This window comes from Pedobacter humicola (assembly GCF_056490705.1).
Window position 1 is genome coordinate 13,890 of the sequence record NZ_JBWJIG010000015.1, and the last position, 18,083, is coordinate 31,972.

The window sequence follows — 18,083 nt, forward strand, 5'->3', positions numbered from 1 at the left end:
GTGGAATTGTGGATAACTTATATTTTTTTGTTATTTCGCTGATATTTATGCGGTTGTAAATACGGTAGGCCTAAAAAAGAACAATAAGGCTGTACAGAATATCGAACAGCCTTATTGTGTTATATGTATAGTAATGAGTTTATTATCAAGCTTTCGTGGATCCTTCTTTTGTGGTTAATTTACTGTTCTTTTTACCATACCAAAAGTAAATGGCCAAGCCGATAATTAACCACACCGCCAGCCTTAACCAGGTTTCCCAGGGTAAAAAGATCATCATGGCAATACAGGTTAAAATGCCCAAAATCGGAATGAGGGGTACAAATGGAACTTTGAAAGGACGCCTGGCTTCAGGATCTGTTTTTCTCAGGATCAGAATGCCTACGCAAACCATCAGGAAGGCCAGCAACGTACCGATACTGGTCATTTCGCCGACCACGTTCATGGGTACGAATGCCGCAAACAATGCAATGAATATGCACAGGATTATGTTCGATTTATAAGGGGTTTTAAATTTGGCATGTACATCAGAAAACATCTTTGGCAGTAAGCCATCCTTACTGATTGAATAGAACATCCGCGATTGTGCCATTAAGTCGATTAAGATTACCGAAGTATAACCGATCAAAATGGCCAAAATTATCGCCTGACTTAACCACGCATAAGGCGTCTTTTCGATGGCGATGGCCACAGGTGCACCGCTATTGGCAAATTCTTTATAATTGGCCAAGCCTGTCATTACATGACCGAACAGGCCAAATAAAACTGTACAGACTACCAACGACCCAATAATACCGATGGGGAGATCCCTGGCAGGGTTCTTCGTTTCCTGTGCCGAAGCGGCAACGGCATCGAAACCGATAAATACAAAAAATACCAGGCCGGCACCGCGTAAAACACCACTCCAGCCAAATTGACCAAATGTTCCGGTATTGTCGGGAATGTAAGGATGGTAGTTTGCAGGATCGATATATTGCCAGCCTAATGCAATGAAAACCAATACCACGCCTACTTTTAAAAATACGATTATACCATTTACAATGGCTGATCCTTTGGTCCCTCGGATCAAGATCGCCGTCATTAATACCACTACCAATGCTGCGGGGATATTGATGATCCCGTTAACGGTAGAACCATCAGCTAGTTTTGCGGTTTCGAATGGAGATAAGGTCAACTGAGGAGGCAAATATATGTGCAAACTGGCCAAAAACTTGGTTAAATACTGCGACCAGCTAATGGCTACTGTAGCACAACCCACAGAATATTCCAGTACCAGATCCCAGCCAATAATCCAGGCAAAAAGCTCGCCCATGGTGGCATAAGAATAGGTGTAAGCACTGCCTGCAACGGGAATCATCGAGGCAAATTCAGCGTAGCACAGTGCTGCAAAGCCACAGCCCAAAGCGGCAATCACAAAGGATAAGGTAACGGCCGGGCCAGAGTGGTTGGCTGCTGCCAAACCGGTAATCGAAAATAAACCTGCACCAAGCGTTAAGCCCACACCAATTAAAATGAGATTTATGGGCCCCAAGGTTCTTTTGAGCGTTCCTTCGCCGCTTTCGTTTGCCTCAGCAACAATGCTGGCAATAGATTTTTTCATGAAAATAAGTTAAGACGCTGCAAAATTATTAAAATATATTAAATCTATAGTATTTATATATTATTTGTTAACTGCTTTCAAAGTTTAGGAGAACAGGAGCAAAGCAAGAACTTCGGAATTTATAAGCGGTTAGAACGAATTTATTCTTTTTGGAAAACTTGCGTGCGGCTTTCATAGGTACTGCCGTCCCGCCATCGCTTATAGTCCTCTTTGCGCTTTGCTCCAATGCGGGCTAACCGCTCTGTCAGGTTTATTTACAAGGGGCTGTTCTGCTACTTTTCAAAACCATAAACAGTAGCACCGGACCTGGCCAATTAAACCTAATGGCGCCAGATAGCTCCCGATTTTGTCAAAATATTTGTATTTAATCAGCATATCAATCGGGACTATAGGCAACAGCAGGACTGCAAAAAGCGAAAGATTACAGGACCTTTCTTTTCTAAAAAAAAGTTAAAATTTTCCATTATTACAGAATTATTTCCAAAACACAAAATTTATTTTAAAATTATTCTATTGATAATCAATATGTTGTGTGTTTACTTTGATTTATTTTAGTACTATGTATTGCATGGTAGTATATAAAACATATATCTTTGTTATATGATAGCAGAAAATACGCAAACACAAATGCGGAAGGGAATTCTGGAGTACTGTGTTTTATCAATCATCTCCCGGGGCGAAATATATGCTTCGGATATTATTGCCGAATTAAGGGCGGCAAAGCTATTGGTGGTTGAGGGCACATTATATCCATTATTAACCAGGCTTAAAAACAATGGTTTGTTAAGCTATAACTGGGTAGAATCTACCTCAGGCCCACCGCGTAAATATTATACCTTAACCGAAGATGGTCGGGGCATTTTATCACAATTAGATCAAACCTGGCAGGAGCTGGCTTATGCCGTAGGTATTTCACAAAAAGGAGCCAATTCATAATTAGTAAAAAAGGAAATGGAAAAGACCATCATTATAAATATAGGGAACACGATTATTCATATTGAAGAAAGTGCTTACGAACTCTTAAAGGCCTACCTGAACGAAGTAAAACAGTATTTTGCCAACCATGCAGACGACCTTGAAATTGTAACCGATATCGAAAACCGGATTGCGGAACTCTTAACCGAGCAATTGGAAGAGCAGAAAAAACAGGTTGTAGATTCGGCCAATGTAAATTCGGTTATCGCACAGATGGGCAAGGTACAGGATTTTGATACCGCAGAAGAAAGTGAAGAAGAGCCTGTAATCAACAATACTTATCAGCATCAGTACGCCGAGAAAAAATTATACCGCGATATGGACGACCGCGTAGTAGCAGGTGTTTGCGCCGGTATTGCACATTATGTAAATGCCGATCCGAAATGGATCAGGGTGGCTACGGTGCTTACCTTTTTTCTGGGTGGATCGGGTATTTTAGTATATGCCTTGCTTTGGATCATCATGCCAAAGGCCAAATCGCGTATTGAACGTATGGAAATGAAAGGCGAACCTGCCAACCTTCAGGGTTTTCAAAGGAATCTGGATGAAGAATTGCTGGCCGTTAAGGAACGTTTGGGTGAGGTAAACAAACATGCACAACCGATATTTGCCCGCTTAGGTAATTTTATCGGCGAGTTTTTCGAATGGCTTGGCCGATTTATATCGGGTACGGGAAAAGTAATCTTTAAAGTCATTGCTGGTTGTATTGTTGTGTTTGGCGTACTCTTTCTACTGGCGCTAATCATTGGAACTGCCGCATTTCAGGGATTCTGGGATGCCAGTATTTACGAATATTTCCCCTTCTCTATCATCAATGAAAGCAATAGGGGCATTATTTTATTTGGTGCATTTATTGTTTGCTTTGTGCCGATTTTAGCTTTGGTGCTCTTCTCGATCAGGGTGGCGTTTAACAAACAGGCCATTAATAAAACACTCTCTTTTGCCCTGTTGATCATCTGGTTGGCGGGTGTGGCTGTAACCGGTTATCAGGCCGCTAAAATATCATCGGAGTTTAAACAGCATGCGGAGTTGACACAAACTGTCGACCTCAAATCTTTCCCTGTTTATACCCTCAATATCGATAAAAGTAAATATTTCAGTAAAGAAGATAGCGTGGCTTACCATATCGATGCCAATAACCGCCACCAGATTGTGGTCGACGATTTCGAAGACGGTCCTTTTGTTTCGCCTAACCATATCCGTATTGATATCAACAAAAGTGAAACGGGCATTACCCGTTTAACACAGAAATATGAATCGCAGGGAAAAACCTTTCAAAGTGCCTTACAGAACGCGCAAAACATTAGTTACACCTACCAGCTGAAAGATTCGGAATTGATTTTTAGTCCGAGGTTTCAATTGAGAAAAGGAAGCATTTGGCGAAACCAGGAAGTAAGGTTAACGCTTGAAGTTCCGGTGGGTACAAAATTAATTTTAAAGGAAGATGCTTACCGTTACATCAACAACTATTGGACCTGGGACTGTAAAAACGCTGAAAATGACCATAACGATTATACCGTTTGGATCATGACCGAAGATGGCCTGAAATGCGTTGCACAATTAAAAGAGGAGGCCATCAAAAAGAAAAAACTGGAAGAGGAGCTGTCCGGTTTAGAGTTATTGCGCAAGGATAAGACCACTGATACCCTTTACCAGGATTCTGTTTCAAACAGGATTAGGGAAGTTAAGGAAGAGCTGGGGATTAAGCCTCAATAATTGATGCGATACACATCACCATAAACTGCCTATAAAAAAATAAACATGAAAACATTACTGACGTTAATGGCATGCTTAATAGCGTGTGGGACTTCTTTTGCCCAAAAATTGAACACACTGACGGGGAAAATCGTCGATGAAAAAACTGCCCCGGTGCCATTTGCCATCGTTCGGGTGTTAAATTATCCGGATACCACTGTGGTTAAAAGTGTATCGACCAATATTGAGGGGGAGTTTACAATCGACCAGTTAAAAGGTGGTGAGTATGTGCTGTCGATTTCGATTGTGGGTTTTAAAAGTAAAAAGACAGAGCACTTTTCAATTAACAGTGATTTAAAGCTACCTGCCATCGGTATCGAAAGTTCAACTAAACAATTAAACGATGTGAGTGTGCAGGGCAAGAAACCTTTCATCGAGCATCAGATTGATAAAACCGTACTGAATGTAGAAAATAGTATCGTTTCATCGGGCAGCACCGCACTCGAAATCCTGGAAAAAGCACCTGGGGTGCAGTTGGACAGGCAAAACGAACAAATTTTGTTGAACAACAAGTCGGGTGTTATGGTGATGGTTGATGGAAAAAATAACTTTTTATCGGCATCTGATTTAACTATCTATTTAAATAGCCTGAGCAGCAGTCAGATTGCGACCATAGAAATCATTACCAACCCATCGGCAAAATATGATGCGGCGGGTAATTCAGGTATCATCAATATTAAATTGAAAAAGAATAAGGCATTTGGCACCAATGGAAGTATATCATCAACCTACCGCAATGCGATAAGAGCTCATTTGCCCACCAATATTTATGGATCGGAGCTTAACTTCAACTTAAATCACCGCGTAGAAAAATGGAATTTTTATACCAACGCAAATGCATCAAAGAATAATAATTTCTCGGATTTATTGTTAGAGCGGACCACCGGTTCTAACGGTTTGGAGAGTGCGTTTAATCAAAATTTTCAGAAAATATATACCGGATCGCGCTTAGCCGCAAAACTCGGTGCGGATTATAATGTGAGTGATAAAACAACCATCGGGATCATGTTAGATGGTAGCACAAGTACGCGTAAACTGGATAATTTTTCTAAAACATTTATCAATGAAACGAATGCCGGTGTGGTCAGTAACAATTCCTTAATTCAGTATTCTGATGCCAATACACCAAACAAAAATTACAGCGCAAATTTTAACATCAAACATGATTTTAAAAAAGAAGGTGCCAGTTTAAATTTTGATGCCGATTACTCGGGCTTTGATTATACGGGGCTGGAAAATTTTAACACCAACTTTTATGATGAAAAAGGGACGGTTTACAACAATACAATCATTAGAAACGATAGTAAAACAGCCATCGATATTTATGCCGCAAAAACAGATTTTACCTGGCCATTATCAAAAACTACAAAACTGGAAACCGGTCTGAAAAGTACCTATGTGAAAACCAATAACGATTTTTTGTCATCGGCATTGATCAATAATGAATGGCAGAATGTTGTAGGACAAAGCAATAATTTTATCTACAAAGAAAACGTGAATGCTGCTTATGCAAATGTATCCAAAGATTTAGGCAAGTGGCAAATCCAGGCGGGTTTACGGGCAGAGTATACCCAATCTACCGGAACATCGGTAACCAATAATACCGAGGCAAAGCAGCACTATTTATCGTTGTTTCCAACCGTTTTTATTAGTCAGAAGATTTCGGAGAGCAGTAATCTACGTTATTCGTATGGCAGGAGGATCGACCGGCCAAATTACCAGCAGTTAAATCCTTTTAACTTTTATATGGATCCTTATACCATAGCACAGGGAAACCCATACTTAAAGCCTCAGTTTACGGATAATTTCGAAGTGAGTTATAGCTATAAAAGCGGCCTGTCTTTCTCCCTGAGTTATTCAAAAACAAAAGATCTTATTTTGGATAGTAAAACGGCACAAAACGACAGTACCCGAATTGTTACCGTTGGACAGGGCAATATCGGTAGCGGCCAATATTACACCGCAGGATTATATTTTCCGCTTACCATTGCCAAATGGTGGAATTTACAGAGCAACTTCAATCTGTTCTACAATAAATTTAATGATGATAACCTGGAAGGTGCACCCTTTATGTTAAGTAAAGTAGCCTACAACTTTAATATCAACAACTCCATTACCTTGCCGGATAGCTGGTCTTTAGAAACCAATTTCTGGCTAAATTCTCCAAAGGTTAGGGGATTGGAACGGACCACTATTTATCAATACGCCTTAAATATGGGGGTGCAAAAAAGTTTCCTGAACAAAGCTTTGAAAGTTAGATTAAATGTTGACGATATCTTCCAAACCAATTATTGGAAAGGAACACTCGATTATCAGAATGTGAATTTAAGGGTTCAGAACAATTACATCAGCAGAAGGGCCACACTCAACATCAGTTATAGCTTTGGTAACCAAAATTTAAAATCAAACCAAAACCGTAAAACCGCTGCCGATGATATTAAGAATAGAGCGGGAGGGTAGTGTTGAGTTTGGAGTTTGGAGTTGGGAGTTTGGAGTTGAGCGTCGGAAAGTCCGGGGTCGGAGGTCGGAAGTCTGGATGAAAAACCAGTCCGTCTATCCTTTGCAGGAGGTATAGTAGTCGTAGTCTTGAGTCCAAGTCCCCCTTTGAAGGGCGCAGGGGGATGAGGTCTAAGTTTGGAGTTTTGAGTTTTGAGTTGGGCGTCGGAAAGTCCGGGGTCGGAGGTCTGGATGAAAAACCAGTCCGTCTATCCTTTGCAGGAGGTATAGTAGTCGTAGTCTTGAGTCCAAGTCCTCCTTTGAAGGGGGCAGGGGGATGAGGTCTAAGTTGGGAGTCTTGAGTTTGGAGTTTGGAGTTTTGAGTTGAGCGTCGGAAAGTCCGGGGTCGGAGGTCGGAAGTTTGGATGAAAAAAACAATCCGTCTATCCTTTGAAGGGAGGTATAGTAGTCGTGGTCTTGAGTCCAAGTCCCCCTTTTGAAGGGGGCAGGGGGATAAAAAAAACGAAGCATTTAAAAAAAATTAAAAGAAACAAACCATGAAAACATTACTTACGCTAATGGCATGCCTAATAGCATGTGGGGCTTCTTTTGCCCAAAAATTAAGCACACTGTCGGGCAAGATAGTCGATGAGAAGACTGTTCCGGTGTCGTTTGCCATTGTTCGGGTGTTAAATTATCCGGATACCACTGTGGTTAAAAGTGTATCGACCAGTATTGAGGGTGAGTTTACAATCAACCAGTTAAAGGATGGTGAGTATGTGTTATCGATTTCGATTGTGGGTTTTAAAGGTAAAAAGACAGCGCATTTTCCGATCAATGGAGATTTAAAACTGCCTGCTATTGCCATCGAAAGTGTAAGCAAACAGTTAAAAGAAGTGAGTGTTCAGGGCAAGAAACCTTTTATAGAACACCAGATTGATAAAACAGTGTTGAATGTAGAAAACAGCATCATTGCCACTGGCGGAACAGCATTAGAAGTTTTAGAAAAAGCCCCGGGTGTACAGATCGACCGCCAGAGCGACCAGATTAAACTGAACAATAAAAGCGGTGTAATGGTAATGATTGATGGAAAATCGAACTTCCTTTCTGGTGCAGATATTACCACTTTGCTGAGCAACATGAGCAGCGATCAGATTGCTACCATCGAACTGATTACCAATCCATCGGCTAAATATGATGCTGCCGGAAACGCAGGAATCATCAACATCAAGCTCAAACGCAACAAAGCCTACGGTACCAACGGTACAGTTTCTGTAAATACAGGTCAGGGCATTATGCCCGATTCCCCTAGCGATTTGTTCCGTGCGGGGGTTAACCTGAACCTCAACCACAGGCAAGGGAAATGGAACATTTTTGGCAATGGCGCCGTGGCACGCAAAGCCCAGTTTAACAATACCTTTTTAACCCGTACCACTTTATCTGATGGTTTGGCCAGTTCGCTAACGCAAAACTTCGACCGCAAAAACAAAGGCCTTGGTTTTCAGGGGAAATTAGGCGCCGATTATTACGCTTCTGAGAAAACCGTTTTTGGCGTAATGTTAGATGCCAATACGGTAAACACCAAGCTCACCAATTTTAGCAATACCAATATCAACGCGGTGCAGAACGGTGCTTCGAACCTCAGCTATATTCTGCAGGATGCCAATTCGAGTTCGCCGGTAGGTAACTTAACCGCCAACTTTAACATCAAACACGATTTCGATAAAAAAGGCAAAAGCCTCACCTTCGATATGGATTATTCGGGTTTCAGCAACAAAAAAGATGAAAACTTTCTGGCCAATTATTTAAATAGCGGCGGCAGCTCGACCAATAAAACTACTTTAAGAAACAATACCGATGCCGAGATAAGTGTTTATGCGGCGAAAACGGATTTCACCTTGCCACTTTCGAAAACAACGAAACTCGAAGCCGGATTAAAAAGCAGTTATGTGCTGACGAATAACGATTTTATTTCGGAGCAATTGATTGGTGGTGTATGGCAAAATGATCTGGGTAAATCGAACAACTTTGTGTACAAAGAAAACATCAATGCCATTTATGGAAGCTTCTCTAAAGAATGGAAGGTATGGCAGGTGCAGCTGGGCTTGCGTGCAGAACATACCCATTCGAACGGCACTTCGGTTACCGACCAGAAGGAAGTAGACCGGAATTACCTTTCGCTATTCCCAACAATTTTTGTAAACCAGAAGATCAGCGAAAACCACAATATCCGTTATTCTTATGGCAGAAGGGTAGACCGCCCAAATTACCAGCAACTTAATCCTTTTGTTTTTTATATGGACCCTTTGGCGGTTGATCAGGGTAACCCTTATCTCAAACCTCAGTTTACCGATAATTATCAGATCAGTTATAGTTATAAAGAGATTTCTTTCTCGCTGAATTATTCGAATACCAAAGATATGATCACGCAGATCAGCAAACAGGACGATGCTACCAGGATCATCAGCGTAATCCGCCAGAATTTGGGCCGTTTCCAGAATTACTCTGCCGATTTGTATATTCAGGTAAAGGTGGCCAAATGGTGGAATATCCAAAACAACGTAAGCGTGTACTACAGCAAATTCAATGATGGAAATATTGAAGGCGCGGCTTTCAGTTCGGGTAAAGCGGCAATTAATCTATTTACTTCGAGTTCTTTCACTTTGCCGCAGAACTTTAGTATCGAAATTAGTGCGTGGCTTAACTCGCCAAGGGTAAACGGCGTAGAACAGACTACCATCTACCAGGGCGCCTTAAATGCAGGAGTCCAGAAAACCTTAATGGATAAAAAACTGAAATTGCGTTTAAATATGGATGATATTCTGCTCACCAACCACTGGGAAGGCAAACTGGTTTACCAGAACATCAACATGAACGTAGTAAACCATTATACCAGCAGAAGAGCAAACTTCAGCATCAGTTACAACTTCGGAAACCAGAATGTAAAATCGGCACGCTCGAGAAATACCGCTACGGATGATATGAAGGGAAGAGCGGGCGGAGGGTAGTCTGTAGTCTTGAGTCCCGAGTCTAAGTTTGGAGTTTGGAGTTTGGAGTCGGAAAGTCCGGGGTCGGAGGTCAGAAGTCTGGGGGGACAACCCAGTCCGTCCCTTTGAAGGGGGTAGGGGGATGAGGCTTAAGTTTGGAGTTTGGAGTTTGGAGTCGGAAAGTCCGGGGTCGGAGGTCAGAAGTCTGGGGGGACAATCCAGTCCGTCCCCTTTGAATGGGGGCAGGGGGATGAGGTCTAAGTTTGGAGTTTGGAGTCGGAAAGTCCGGGGTCGGAGGTCAGAAGTCTGGGGGGAAAACCCAGTCCGTCCCCTTTGAAGGGGGCAGGGGGATTAATAAACAATTAACCATTAAAAACATGAAAAAAATATTCTACAGTATCGCAATTTTAGTTACCACTTTAGGCTACGGATGCCACAACAGTGGCGGACATTTATCCCTAAGCACATTGGATAACACGACCAACTTTAAATTTGAGGCGGAGTACGATGAAAACAAAACAGGCAAACTCGAGAAATACCTCGACAGTGCTTTGAACAATGAACTTCCTTTGAATCAGAATATCGATCTGTTGGTAAATATAAACGGCAGCGATCAGTTTAACCTGAAAGCCAAAAAGGGCTGGTTGGTAATCGATTTCGATAAAAGAAACAACTCTGCTGCCGGTTATAGGAGCGTAAGAAAACTGACTGAAGGGATTAAAAAGAAATTAACGGAGTAATCGTGGTTTAACCGCAAAGGAGCGAAGACACAAAGCAATAGCGGGGCAGTCTTTTCTCTGCGGTAATCTGTGTAATCTGCGGGAAACCACTATTGGGTTTTCTCCCGTAGATTAAGGTGATTTCCGCAGAACTTCAGCTGTCGCAATTCTTGTACTGACGGGGAATCAGGGAATGCTCATCAAGGCTAATCCTGTCCCTTTGATTTATAAAATGCTTTCTATCTTTTGCATGATTTTAGTTTCCAGTTCTTTGTAAAAGCCATTATAAGAATCGGCGATATTCCCTCCCTTATCTATCAGATAAAAAGAGGGATATCCATCAAATGGATAACTAATTTGCACACTTCGGTCAGAAGTATAGCTAACGGTTTTTACATTTTGTTTTTGATCAAATTTAGTGATTGCGTCCATTTGGTCAATCGGATACACATTAATGATAACCACATTTTTGTCCTTATACTTTTCGTTCAATCTGTTTAGCATTTGTGCTGCGCCAACGCAGTGTGGACAGCCGATTAAACTAAAATTAACTAATATTGTTTTTCCTTTTAATTCATCTATATTAAGTTTTTTACCAGTAGCATCCTTGGCAATAAGCATTGGTGCGGCAACACCGTTTTTTAAAAACTGAATAGGGTTCCTTTTAGCAGGAGGTTTAAAATAATCGGGTATGACAGCTATGGATAAATCAGGGAATTGCTTTTGGTTGAGGATATAATTGCTGTAGGTATGCGTTTCAACCAGCCCAAAAACTGAACCATCGTCGGCGTTGCCCAGATATTGATGGGCAATGTATACCGGTAGCCCGTTTTTTTTATCGATAATAAAATTATAAATACTATAGGATCTAACTTTATTTATGATCGTATCCGTTTGTGTGATGCGGATATTATGATAAGGGACATTGTTAATGGTGGTATCATCAAATTGTTTAGTTTTATTTGAGATAGTTTTCGATAGTTTGGCCATTTGCTTTGCCCAATACAAAATTGTTCGGGTATCCTGCCCGTTAACGCTTTCGTTCTGAACAGTATAGGTGCTATCCTTTAAATTTAAAGTCACTAATTTGATTCCATCGAAAGCATATGATGCATTTTTCGATTTTAGGTAATAATATCCATCATCAGACTTTGTTTTACTCCCGGTCACAATTTCAGATTTAATTGTGTCGGCATAATAGTCATCCTGAAAAGAAAACTTTGTTTTAACTATATCTACATATCTTAAATTTTTAAGTAAAAGTATTTTTTGTGAGGACTTGACCAGCAACTGAGCATTCACACTTAACTGTGTCAACATGAAAAGCGTAAAGTATGTGGTAAATGAAACTTTAAAAAATAAAGGCGGTTTTAATTTCATATTTAAGCTTATTGCTAATTTAGTTACTGCAAGATAATATTTTACTTTTCCGTTTTATGATAATTTATATGCGCCTGGATGAAAGACTTAGCATCCCTTTTCTTGCACAAGCCTTATAATCTACATTAAGGTATACTTGTAATTTGCTCCCGCAGATTTAAGGTGATTTTTGCAGAACTAAAATGTCTTCATTTCCGAGCAGGCGGGAACCATGCTTTCTCAGCGAAGCTAATCTTACTTAATTCAGTGTTTTATCTTTCTCTGCCTAAGTGGCTAGGTAAGAGTGGTTAAATTAATTTACACGAAGAATAAAGACCACTTAACTGTTTTTGTATAATTCGATTTTCCTTCCGTCGGGATCAATGATTATCGCCATAAAACCGAAGTCTGTTTGGGTTGGTTCCTGAAAAAAAACAATTTGCAATGTTTTTAATGTTGTTATCACTTGATCAAAGTTTTTTATACCAAAGCCTAACCTTAAATTTTTGTCAGGCTCAATCTGGTTTTTAGCTAAAGGATAAATTTCAAGAACAGTTGGTCCAATCGTCGTTGAATAATGATATGGTGAGTTACCGTGTTTGTGATATTCAAACTCAAATCCAAATGAACAGTAAAAATCAGCCAGAGGTTTTATGCTACTTGTTCGCAATACCAATAATCGGATCTCCATATGTTTGTTTTTTATTTCCCAATAATTTCAATACTATCGGCATTTGTTATTACCAGTTGTTTGGTCTTTTGATTAAAGGCTATTTTCGGAAGTTCTTTAATGTGATGAATGATTGATGAATTTTGCAATCCGCTTGGCAAAGTCTCATCCTGGTCTACTATTTCGCCTGTTTCGAGATTTATAATTTTCGGAAACCTAAACAGATCCCAGGCATACTGATCGTTAATGGCAAAAAGATTTCCAAATTCAATGTCCATTTTAACCGGTTTAGAAATTTGGTTTAAGGTTACATTCCAAATGGCAATGTGTTTTGGCGGAAGATTTTCCAATAACTCTTCATCAATTTCCTCCTCACTAGATGAACCCATTAGTATGCGCTGATCATCAATAAAACTTGCTGTGGAGATTTCAACGCCAACGTTTGGATAAATTTCAGATTCATCGAGCAGTTTGGGGTTCTGGATACACTGGTGTATGTCGAATACTTTGATAGCATCCAAAGGATGCCAGACCCAACCCTTACTCATCAGGTATTTACCATTAGGGCTGATTTCGAGCCGCGAATGAAAAAAATCAGCAGGGCTTCTACCCTTACTATTGGTAATGATCTGCCCCGTTTCAACCTCTTCAAAATCAAGCCTGCAATATTCGGATGGACAGTGGATTAAAAATGTTTCATTTTCTGTGGTTACAAATGCCGCAGGGTATTCATAAACATTTGCACAATAGTAAGATCGGTTTATTTCCCTCAAAAGTGCTCCGTTTTTAAGTAAGAGTCCCTTTGTACCAAGTTTTTGATAAATAAAGGCGTATTGTCCGTCGGTCGATGTGATGGCGCTGTCGCCAAAACCAAAACTAGTTTCGCCTAATTGATCTGTTTTTCCATCAAAGGTATACCGCTTGCCAGCTGAGGCCCAACCGACAATGGAGTTGCCGACCCAACAGATGGTTTTTAAAAAAGTGACTGGTATCGTTTGTCGTTTCATGATAGCTGTTCGAATGTATTGCAAAGAAGCTAAAAAGGATAAAATTGTTCGTTGGCCAGCGTGATGGGTCGTTTGCAGGAGATGATAAAAAATGTGGCAAAAATGAGGAGCGTATTTTTCATAATGATAAATGTAATATTTTATCTCTCATTTTTTCTCAACTTAAAGCTAAATGGGCGAACAAATCGTACCATCGCAGGAACAGGCTTTTCAAAAGAGGAACTGCCTGCCGTAAAATAAACCTGACAGAGCTAAATAGCCCGGAATGAAGTGCAACGAAATGAGGACTATATGCGATGGCGGGACTACAGCACCTATGAATTACTGAATGAACGTTTTCGGAAATGGTAAGTGAGATATAAAGGGCTTCCGACTACGCTCAGACTGACAATTTAAAATCTGCGTTTATCTGTGTAATCTGCGGGAGAACTTGCGTGTAATTTGTTCCCGCCGATTAAGGTGATTTTCGCAGAAGCTATCTGAATAGCACGATTATAAACGGTCATAAAAAGGCCTTTATATTGTCACGATTGCCCCTCATGAGTGTAAGTCCGTTCCTTGTACCTTTATATCATTACTAAAAGCATAGAAAATGAGAAAGATCAAAATCATGGAACACATCTCGCTTGATGGCGTGATGCAACACGAGAATAGCGAAGGTTTCGAACATGGTGGATGGACCAATCCCTATAGAAGTTTAGAAGGGCTAACCGCTGTACTGGAAGCACAAGGCACCAACATCGATCTGCTGATTGGCCGCCAAACCTACGATAGCTGGATCCAATATTGGCCAAAAGCGGGCGATAATCCAATGGCGAACGCTTTAAATGCGGCAACGAAATATGTGGTTACCCACAGGCCGGAAAGCCTCGAATGGGGACCAGCAAAAGATTTAGGTACTGACATCGTAGCAGGCATTCGCGAGCTCAAATCAACCGATGGCCCCGACCTGATCGTATATGGAAGTTCGACAGTGATCGCGGTACTGCTTGAACAGGGTTTGGTTGATGAGCTAATATTAATGGTTTATCCGGTATTGCTGGGCAGTGGCAAACGTTTCTTTTCAGACAAGGCCAATGCGCGCGAACTGGCTTTTGTAAACACGAAAACTACACCAACCGGTGTGCTGATCAATACTTACCGGTATGTAGGAGCGTTGGGGGAAAGTTAGTTGGGAGTTGGGAGTTTGGGGTTTTGAGTCGATGGAGCTAGTCAGAAGACGCGGGACCGAAGTCTGGGTGGAATTAGTCGGAGGTCCGGAGTTGGAAGTTTGGTGCAATTATCCCAAAGTCTGATGTCTGGGGTTGGAAGTCTGTAGTCAAATGTCACTTACATGGGAGTGTTAACGCCCTCCCAAACAAAATCAACCGGCAATCCTGGTCGTTCCCGGTTGATTAAGCGATTTCTAACCTTTGGGCTCCGAAATCTGAGCATTATTGTGATACGGGTAATTAATCTTTTACTAACCTTACGGCGCAGCCTGTGGTTTTACTATAATCGGTTACACGCGGTTCGCTGTATTTGTTAAAATCAAGGTAATATGCAAAGCTGTCGCCACTTGATTTGGTAGTACTCGACCACCAATAACTTAACCATATTCCGTAAAGGAAAGATTTTCCGCCGCCATATTCATCGCCGCCTGCGCTGCCATTGGTCAATAAATTTAGGCCTGATGAGTTATCGCCATTGCCATGCGCAAATTTGTACGAATCTTTTACATCCCATCCGGTAGTACCACGCATTTTTTTACCTGCTACCTCTTCCCCTCCTAAAGCCGAAATAAGCGTTAAAAATTCATTTCTGCTGGGCACATGCCAACCGGCAGGTGCTAAGCCACGGCGATCGGTAACCGCATAAAAGTTGTACAGCTTTCCGTATTTCTTTTCATTATTGCTATCGAAATTAAGGTAACAATAAGCCGGAATCATTTCTCTGCTTACTTTTTCCCATTCTTTTTGGTTGGCCGCGTAATAAATCTGCTCGCCGTTTCTATACGTACTCACGTTTAAATTGGTGCTTGTCCACACCTGGTTGCCAATTTTTACCGGACCGGTTATTTCTGCTGAAGCATTGTAAATTTCTTTTAACGGAGCCGATTGTGCGGCATTGCAGGCCCATACAAAATTGCCCGGCTGTATGCCGCCGCTTCTTTTTAAACATTCTTTCGTCGCTATGGCATCGGCCTCTTCTTTGGTTTTTGCTATCCCCCAGCCAAATGCGGTACCCACATTACCGTTTATGGTGCGGTAGGCTGCACAACCCGTTCCCGAATAGGTTAGCACAATGCTACAAGATCCGCCACGTTTGTTGCATTCGTCAACCGCTCTCTTTTCGGCTTCTGCCAGATTTGCCTGATCGAATGAAAAACCATAATAAAAGCCATTTGACCGGTCTATAGCCAATGCACCATATTTGGTTTTAACGGGAACAGCTGTTTTGGCTGGCGATTTCTTAACCTGCGCCATCACACCCGATGCCATGGCCAATAGCACCATTAGTAGGAGTTTGTTTATTTTCATAACTTAATTGTTTGTTTGTTGCAAGCAAATTTCCCAATTACCTCACTTGTCATCAATACCTTTTACTGGGTATATTTAGGAGGGTAGTTTGGGGGGCTTTAGTCCGAAGTCTGGAGTGGCGGGGGGATGGATGTCTGGGCACATCATTGCGTATCGCCACGTCATTAAAGGTAGTCTGCAGTCCGGGGTCCGGGGACCGAAGTCTGGGTGCATCTGGTCCAAAGTGGGAGGTGTGGGGTTAGACTGTTAATTCTGGACGTTATCAAAAAAAACGCCCATACTTTGCAGCATGAGCGCTAGTTGTTTGATTATTGTCTTTATTGCTTAACATCAGCAGGCGCATTGGTCGTCGAATCCGCAGTAGAATCGGTATGTGTACTATCCATCTTACTGGTATCGGTGTATTTGTGCAGGCTGTCGGCATTTTTTTCATCCGCTTTATTCCCACTGCATGCCGACAAGGTTAAACCCAAGGCGGCAACTAAAATTATGATTTTCGTTTTCATATGAAATGGTATTGGTGTATTTATATAATCCTTTTAAAAGGCAATTGTTTTGGTAATTGTTAAAAGAGGGGAGTTATGCATCATTGAGATGAGTCGGGAGTCGGAGGTCCGGGGTCGGAAGTTTGGGTGCATAAAAGATAACAAGCAGAAAATTGGTTTGGCCTTAAAAGGGTTTTGGAGCACAAAGACAGTGGTGCTTAGGCTGGCTTCGGTCCTGCTGTCCGTTTCCCCCGAAAAACCTGTGAAACACGCAAGTACACCGTAAAAATTAAAAGCTTGTGCTTAAATCGGGGTCCACTTCCATCAGGGCTATTTAACAATGGGTGGTGCCTCGAAAACGCAAACGAGTATTGAAATGTCGTTGTGAGAAGTCGGGCGTCCGGGGTCGGAGGTCGGAAGTTTGGGAGTATAAAAGCAAACCGGTGAGTCATTGCGATTAGTCGGGAGTCGGAGGTCGGAGGTCCGAAGTCTGGTAGCAAATCGGTAGGTTATTAGTTAGGAGTCGGAGGTCGGAAGGCTGGGTGTATAATCGCAAAACATTACGTTATTTCGAATTGAAGGGGAGGGTTGGTATGATGGAATAAAGGTTTGCGTGATCAATTGTCATTCTGAGCCTGTCGAAGGGCCGTTTAATATCTTGTAAAGAATTTCGACGGCGCAATTTTTAATCCGGTCTATAATAACAATCTCAGATACTGAGACAGAACGCTAAGGCTTGCGTTTAATGGGATAAACGCTTAGTGCAGGTATCGTTTCAAGTCTACTTTTATGGTTTTGTAATTTGGTGTCGTTCCTTTAATGTGTTTTTCTGTAAAATATTTGATTGTTATCATTTGACCTTCGATCGTGCATGTATCAAAAAGAGACTCTAGAAACATATAATCATTATTTTTCATGCCTTTTTCGATATCTCCCTTTTTAATTTTGATCCTAAAAGATTTTTGAGTGTCGATATTATGTAGGCTTAGCGAATAAAAATCGAACTTCGAAATGCGGTTGTGATTACTATTGCTAACAGAAATCAGAATCGGTATTCGACTATTATCAGATACATAAATGACAGCCCCAAATTTTTTAATGAGTTTGCCCGAAGTTTTACTGTACAGGTAATAATCGTCTGGGTCGCAGCAACCAGAAATCACCCTGTTTGTATATAAGAATGTAGTGCTAAATTCCTTAAAGTCTGTATGGCCAAGCCGATTGGTCAATTGGACTAATCCATCACCTAATTCAAAGATTTTCTTTTTCTCTCCAGCGCTGTTTTCAAACGTTATCCAGGAGGAGTCACAGTTATAACTCCAATAGAGTTTTGCCCCGTTATCTAAAAACTTTGGTTTGCAAGAGATAATTTGGGCTAATAAAGTATCCTTAACACAAATACAGTTTGGGTTAGCGTTTTCTTGGGCCAGATTCACTTTGGCAGACCGTTTATTGTTACAGCCTGATAGCAGAAACAATAGTGCCAGGATTTTTAAACAGCGCTTCATTAAGGTCAGTAAGGTACTAAAAAGATGATTAATTGAACATTAATCCAAAAACTTTAAGAGTGAATT

Annotated in this window: 13 protein-coding genes; 6 read left to right on the top strand and 7 right to left on the bottom strand. The window is 41.2% G+C overall.

All coding sequences use genetic code 11. The annotated features are described in order from the left end of the window. Positions 1-145 precede the first annotated feature (145 nt). Entirely contained in the window at positions 146-1,597 is a 1,452-nt protein-coding gene (locus AC04Q1_RS20435) for an amino acid permease (protein ID WP_478366418.1), read from the bottom strand. A gap of 600 nt (positions 1,598-2,197) precedes the next feature. Between AC04Q1_RS20435 and AC04Q1_RS20440 the strand changes: the two genes are divergently transcribed. The 5 genes from AC04Q1_RS20440 to AC04Q1_RS20460 all read left to right on the top strand — a co-directional run bounded on the left by AC04Q1_RS20440 (position 2,198) and on the right by AC04Q1_RS20460 (position 10,490). After that, positions 2,198-2,533, top strand: a complete 336-nt coding sequence (locus AC04Q1_RS20440) for a PadR family transcriptional regulator (RefSeq protein ID WP_055903176.1) — start codon at positions 2,198-2,200, stop codon at positions 2,531-2,533. Between the two features lie 15 nt (positions 2,534-2,548). Next, entirely contained in the window at positions 2,549-4,288 is a 1,740-nt protein-coding gene (locus AC04Q1_RS20445) for a PspC domain-containing protein (RefSeq protein WP_478366419.1), read from the top strand. Positions 4,289-4,333: 45 nt separating this feature from the next. Then, entirely contained in the window at positions 4,334-6,787 is a 2,454-nt protein-coding gene (locus AC04Q1_RS20450) for a TonB-dependent receptor domain-containing protein (protein ID WP_478366420.1), read from the top strand. A 533-nt stretch (positions 6,788-7,320) separates the two neighbouring features. Further along, positions 7,321-9,771, top strand: a complete 2,451-nt coding sequence (locus AC04Q1_RS20455; RefSeq protein WP_478366421.1) for a TonB-dependent receptor domain-containing protein — start codon at positions 7,321-7,323, stop codon at positions 9,769-9,771. 356 nt (positions 9,772-10,127) lie between these two features. Beyond that, the gene (locus tag AC04Q1_RS20460) at positions 10,128-10,490 is read left to right on the top strand and encodes a hypothetical protein (RefSeq protein WP_478366422.1); all 363 of its coding nucleotides are present in this window, start codon (positions 10,128-10,130) and stop codon (positions 10,488-10,490) included. Between the two features lie 204 nt (positions 10,491-10,694). Here the strand turns inward: AC04Q1_RS20460 and AC04Q1_RS20465 are convergent, their stop codons facing one another. The 3 genes from AC04Q1_RS20465 to AC04Q1_RS20475 form a co-directional block, all read right to left on the bottom strand. Beyond that, positions 10,695-11,849 carry a TlpA family protein disulfide reductase gene (locus tag AC04Q1_RS20465; protein WP_478366423.1) on the bottom strand — a complete coding sequence of 385 codons (1,155 nt, stop codon included), beginning with the start codon at positions 11,847-11,849 and terminating at the stop codon, positions 10,695-10,697. Between the two features lie 319 nt (positions 11,850-12,168). Continuing rightward, positions 12,169-12,519: a VOC family protein gene (locus tag AC04Q1_RS20470; protein WP_478366424.1), complete on the bottom strand. Its 351-nt coding sequence runs from the start codon at positions 12,517-12,519 to the stop codon at positions 12,169-12,171. An 11-nt stretch (positions 12,520-12,530) separates the two neighbouring features. Then, positions 12,531-13,505 carry a hypothetical protein gene (locus AC04Q1_RS20475; protein WP_478366425.1) on the bottom strand — a complete coding sequence of 325 codons (975 nt, stop codon included), beginning with the start codon at positions 13,503-13,505 and terminating at the stop codon, positions 12,531-12,533. A 592-nt stretch (positions 13,506-14,097) separates the two neighbouring features. Between AC04Q1_RS20475 and AC04Q1_RS20480 the strand changes: the two genes are divergently transcribed. After that, positions 14,098-14,676 carry a dihydrofolate reductase family protein gene (locus AC04Q1_RS20480; protein ID WP_478366426.1) on the top strand — a complete coding sequence of 193 codons (579 nt, stop codon included), beginning with the start codon at positions 14,098-14,100 and terminating at the stop codon, positions 14,674-14,676. Between the two features lie 280 nt (positions 14,677-14,956). Here the strand turns inward: AC04Q1_RS20480 and AC04Q1_RS20485 are convergent, their stop codons facing one another. The 3 genes from AC04Q1_RS20485 to AC04Q1_RS20495 form a co-directional block, all read right to left on the bottom strand. Continuing rightward, positions 14,957-16,024, bottom strand: a complete 1,068-nt coding sequence (locus AC04Q1_RS20485; RefSeq protein ID WP_478366427.1) for an FISUMP domain-containing protein — start codon at positions 16,022-16,024, stop codon at positions 14,957-14,959. A 317-nt stretch (positions 16,025-16,341) separates the two neighbouring features. Further along, positions 16,342-16,530: a hypothetical protein gene (locus tag AC04Q1_RS20490; protein WP_478366428.1), complete on the bottom strand. Its 189-nt coding sequence runs from the start codon at positions 16,528-16,530 to the stop codon at positions 16,342-16,344. Positions 16,531-17,267: 737 nt separating this feature from the next. Then, complete coding sequence (locus AC04Q1_RS20495) at positions 17,268-18,017, bottom strand: hypothetical protein (RefSeq protein ID WP_478366429.1); 750 nt, start codon at positions 18,015-18,017, stop codon at positions 17,268-17,270. Positions 18,018-18,083: the final 66 nt, after the last annotated feature.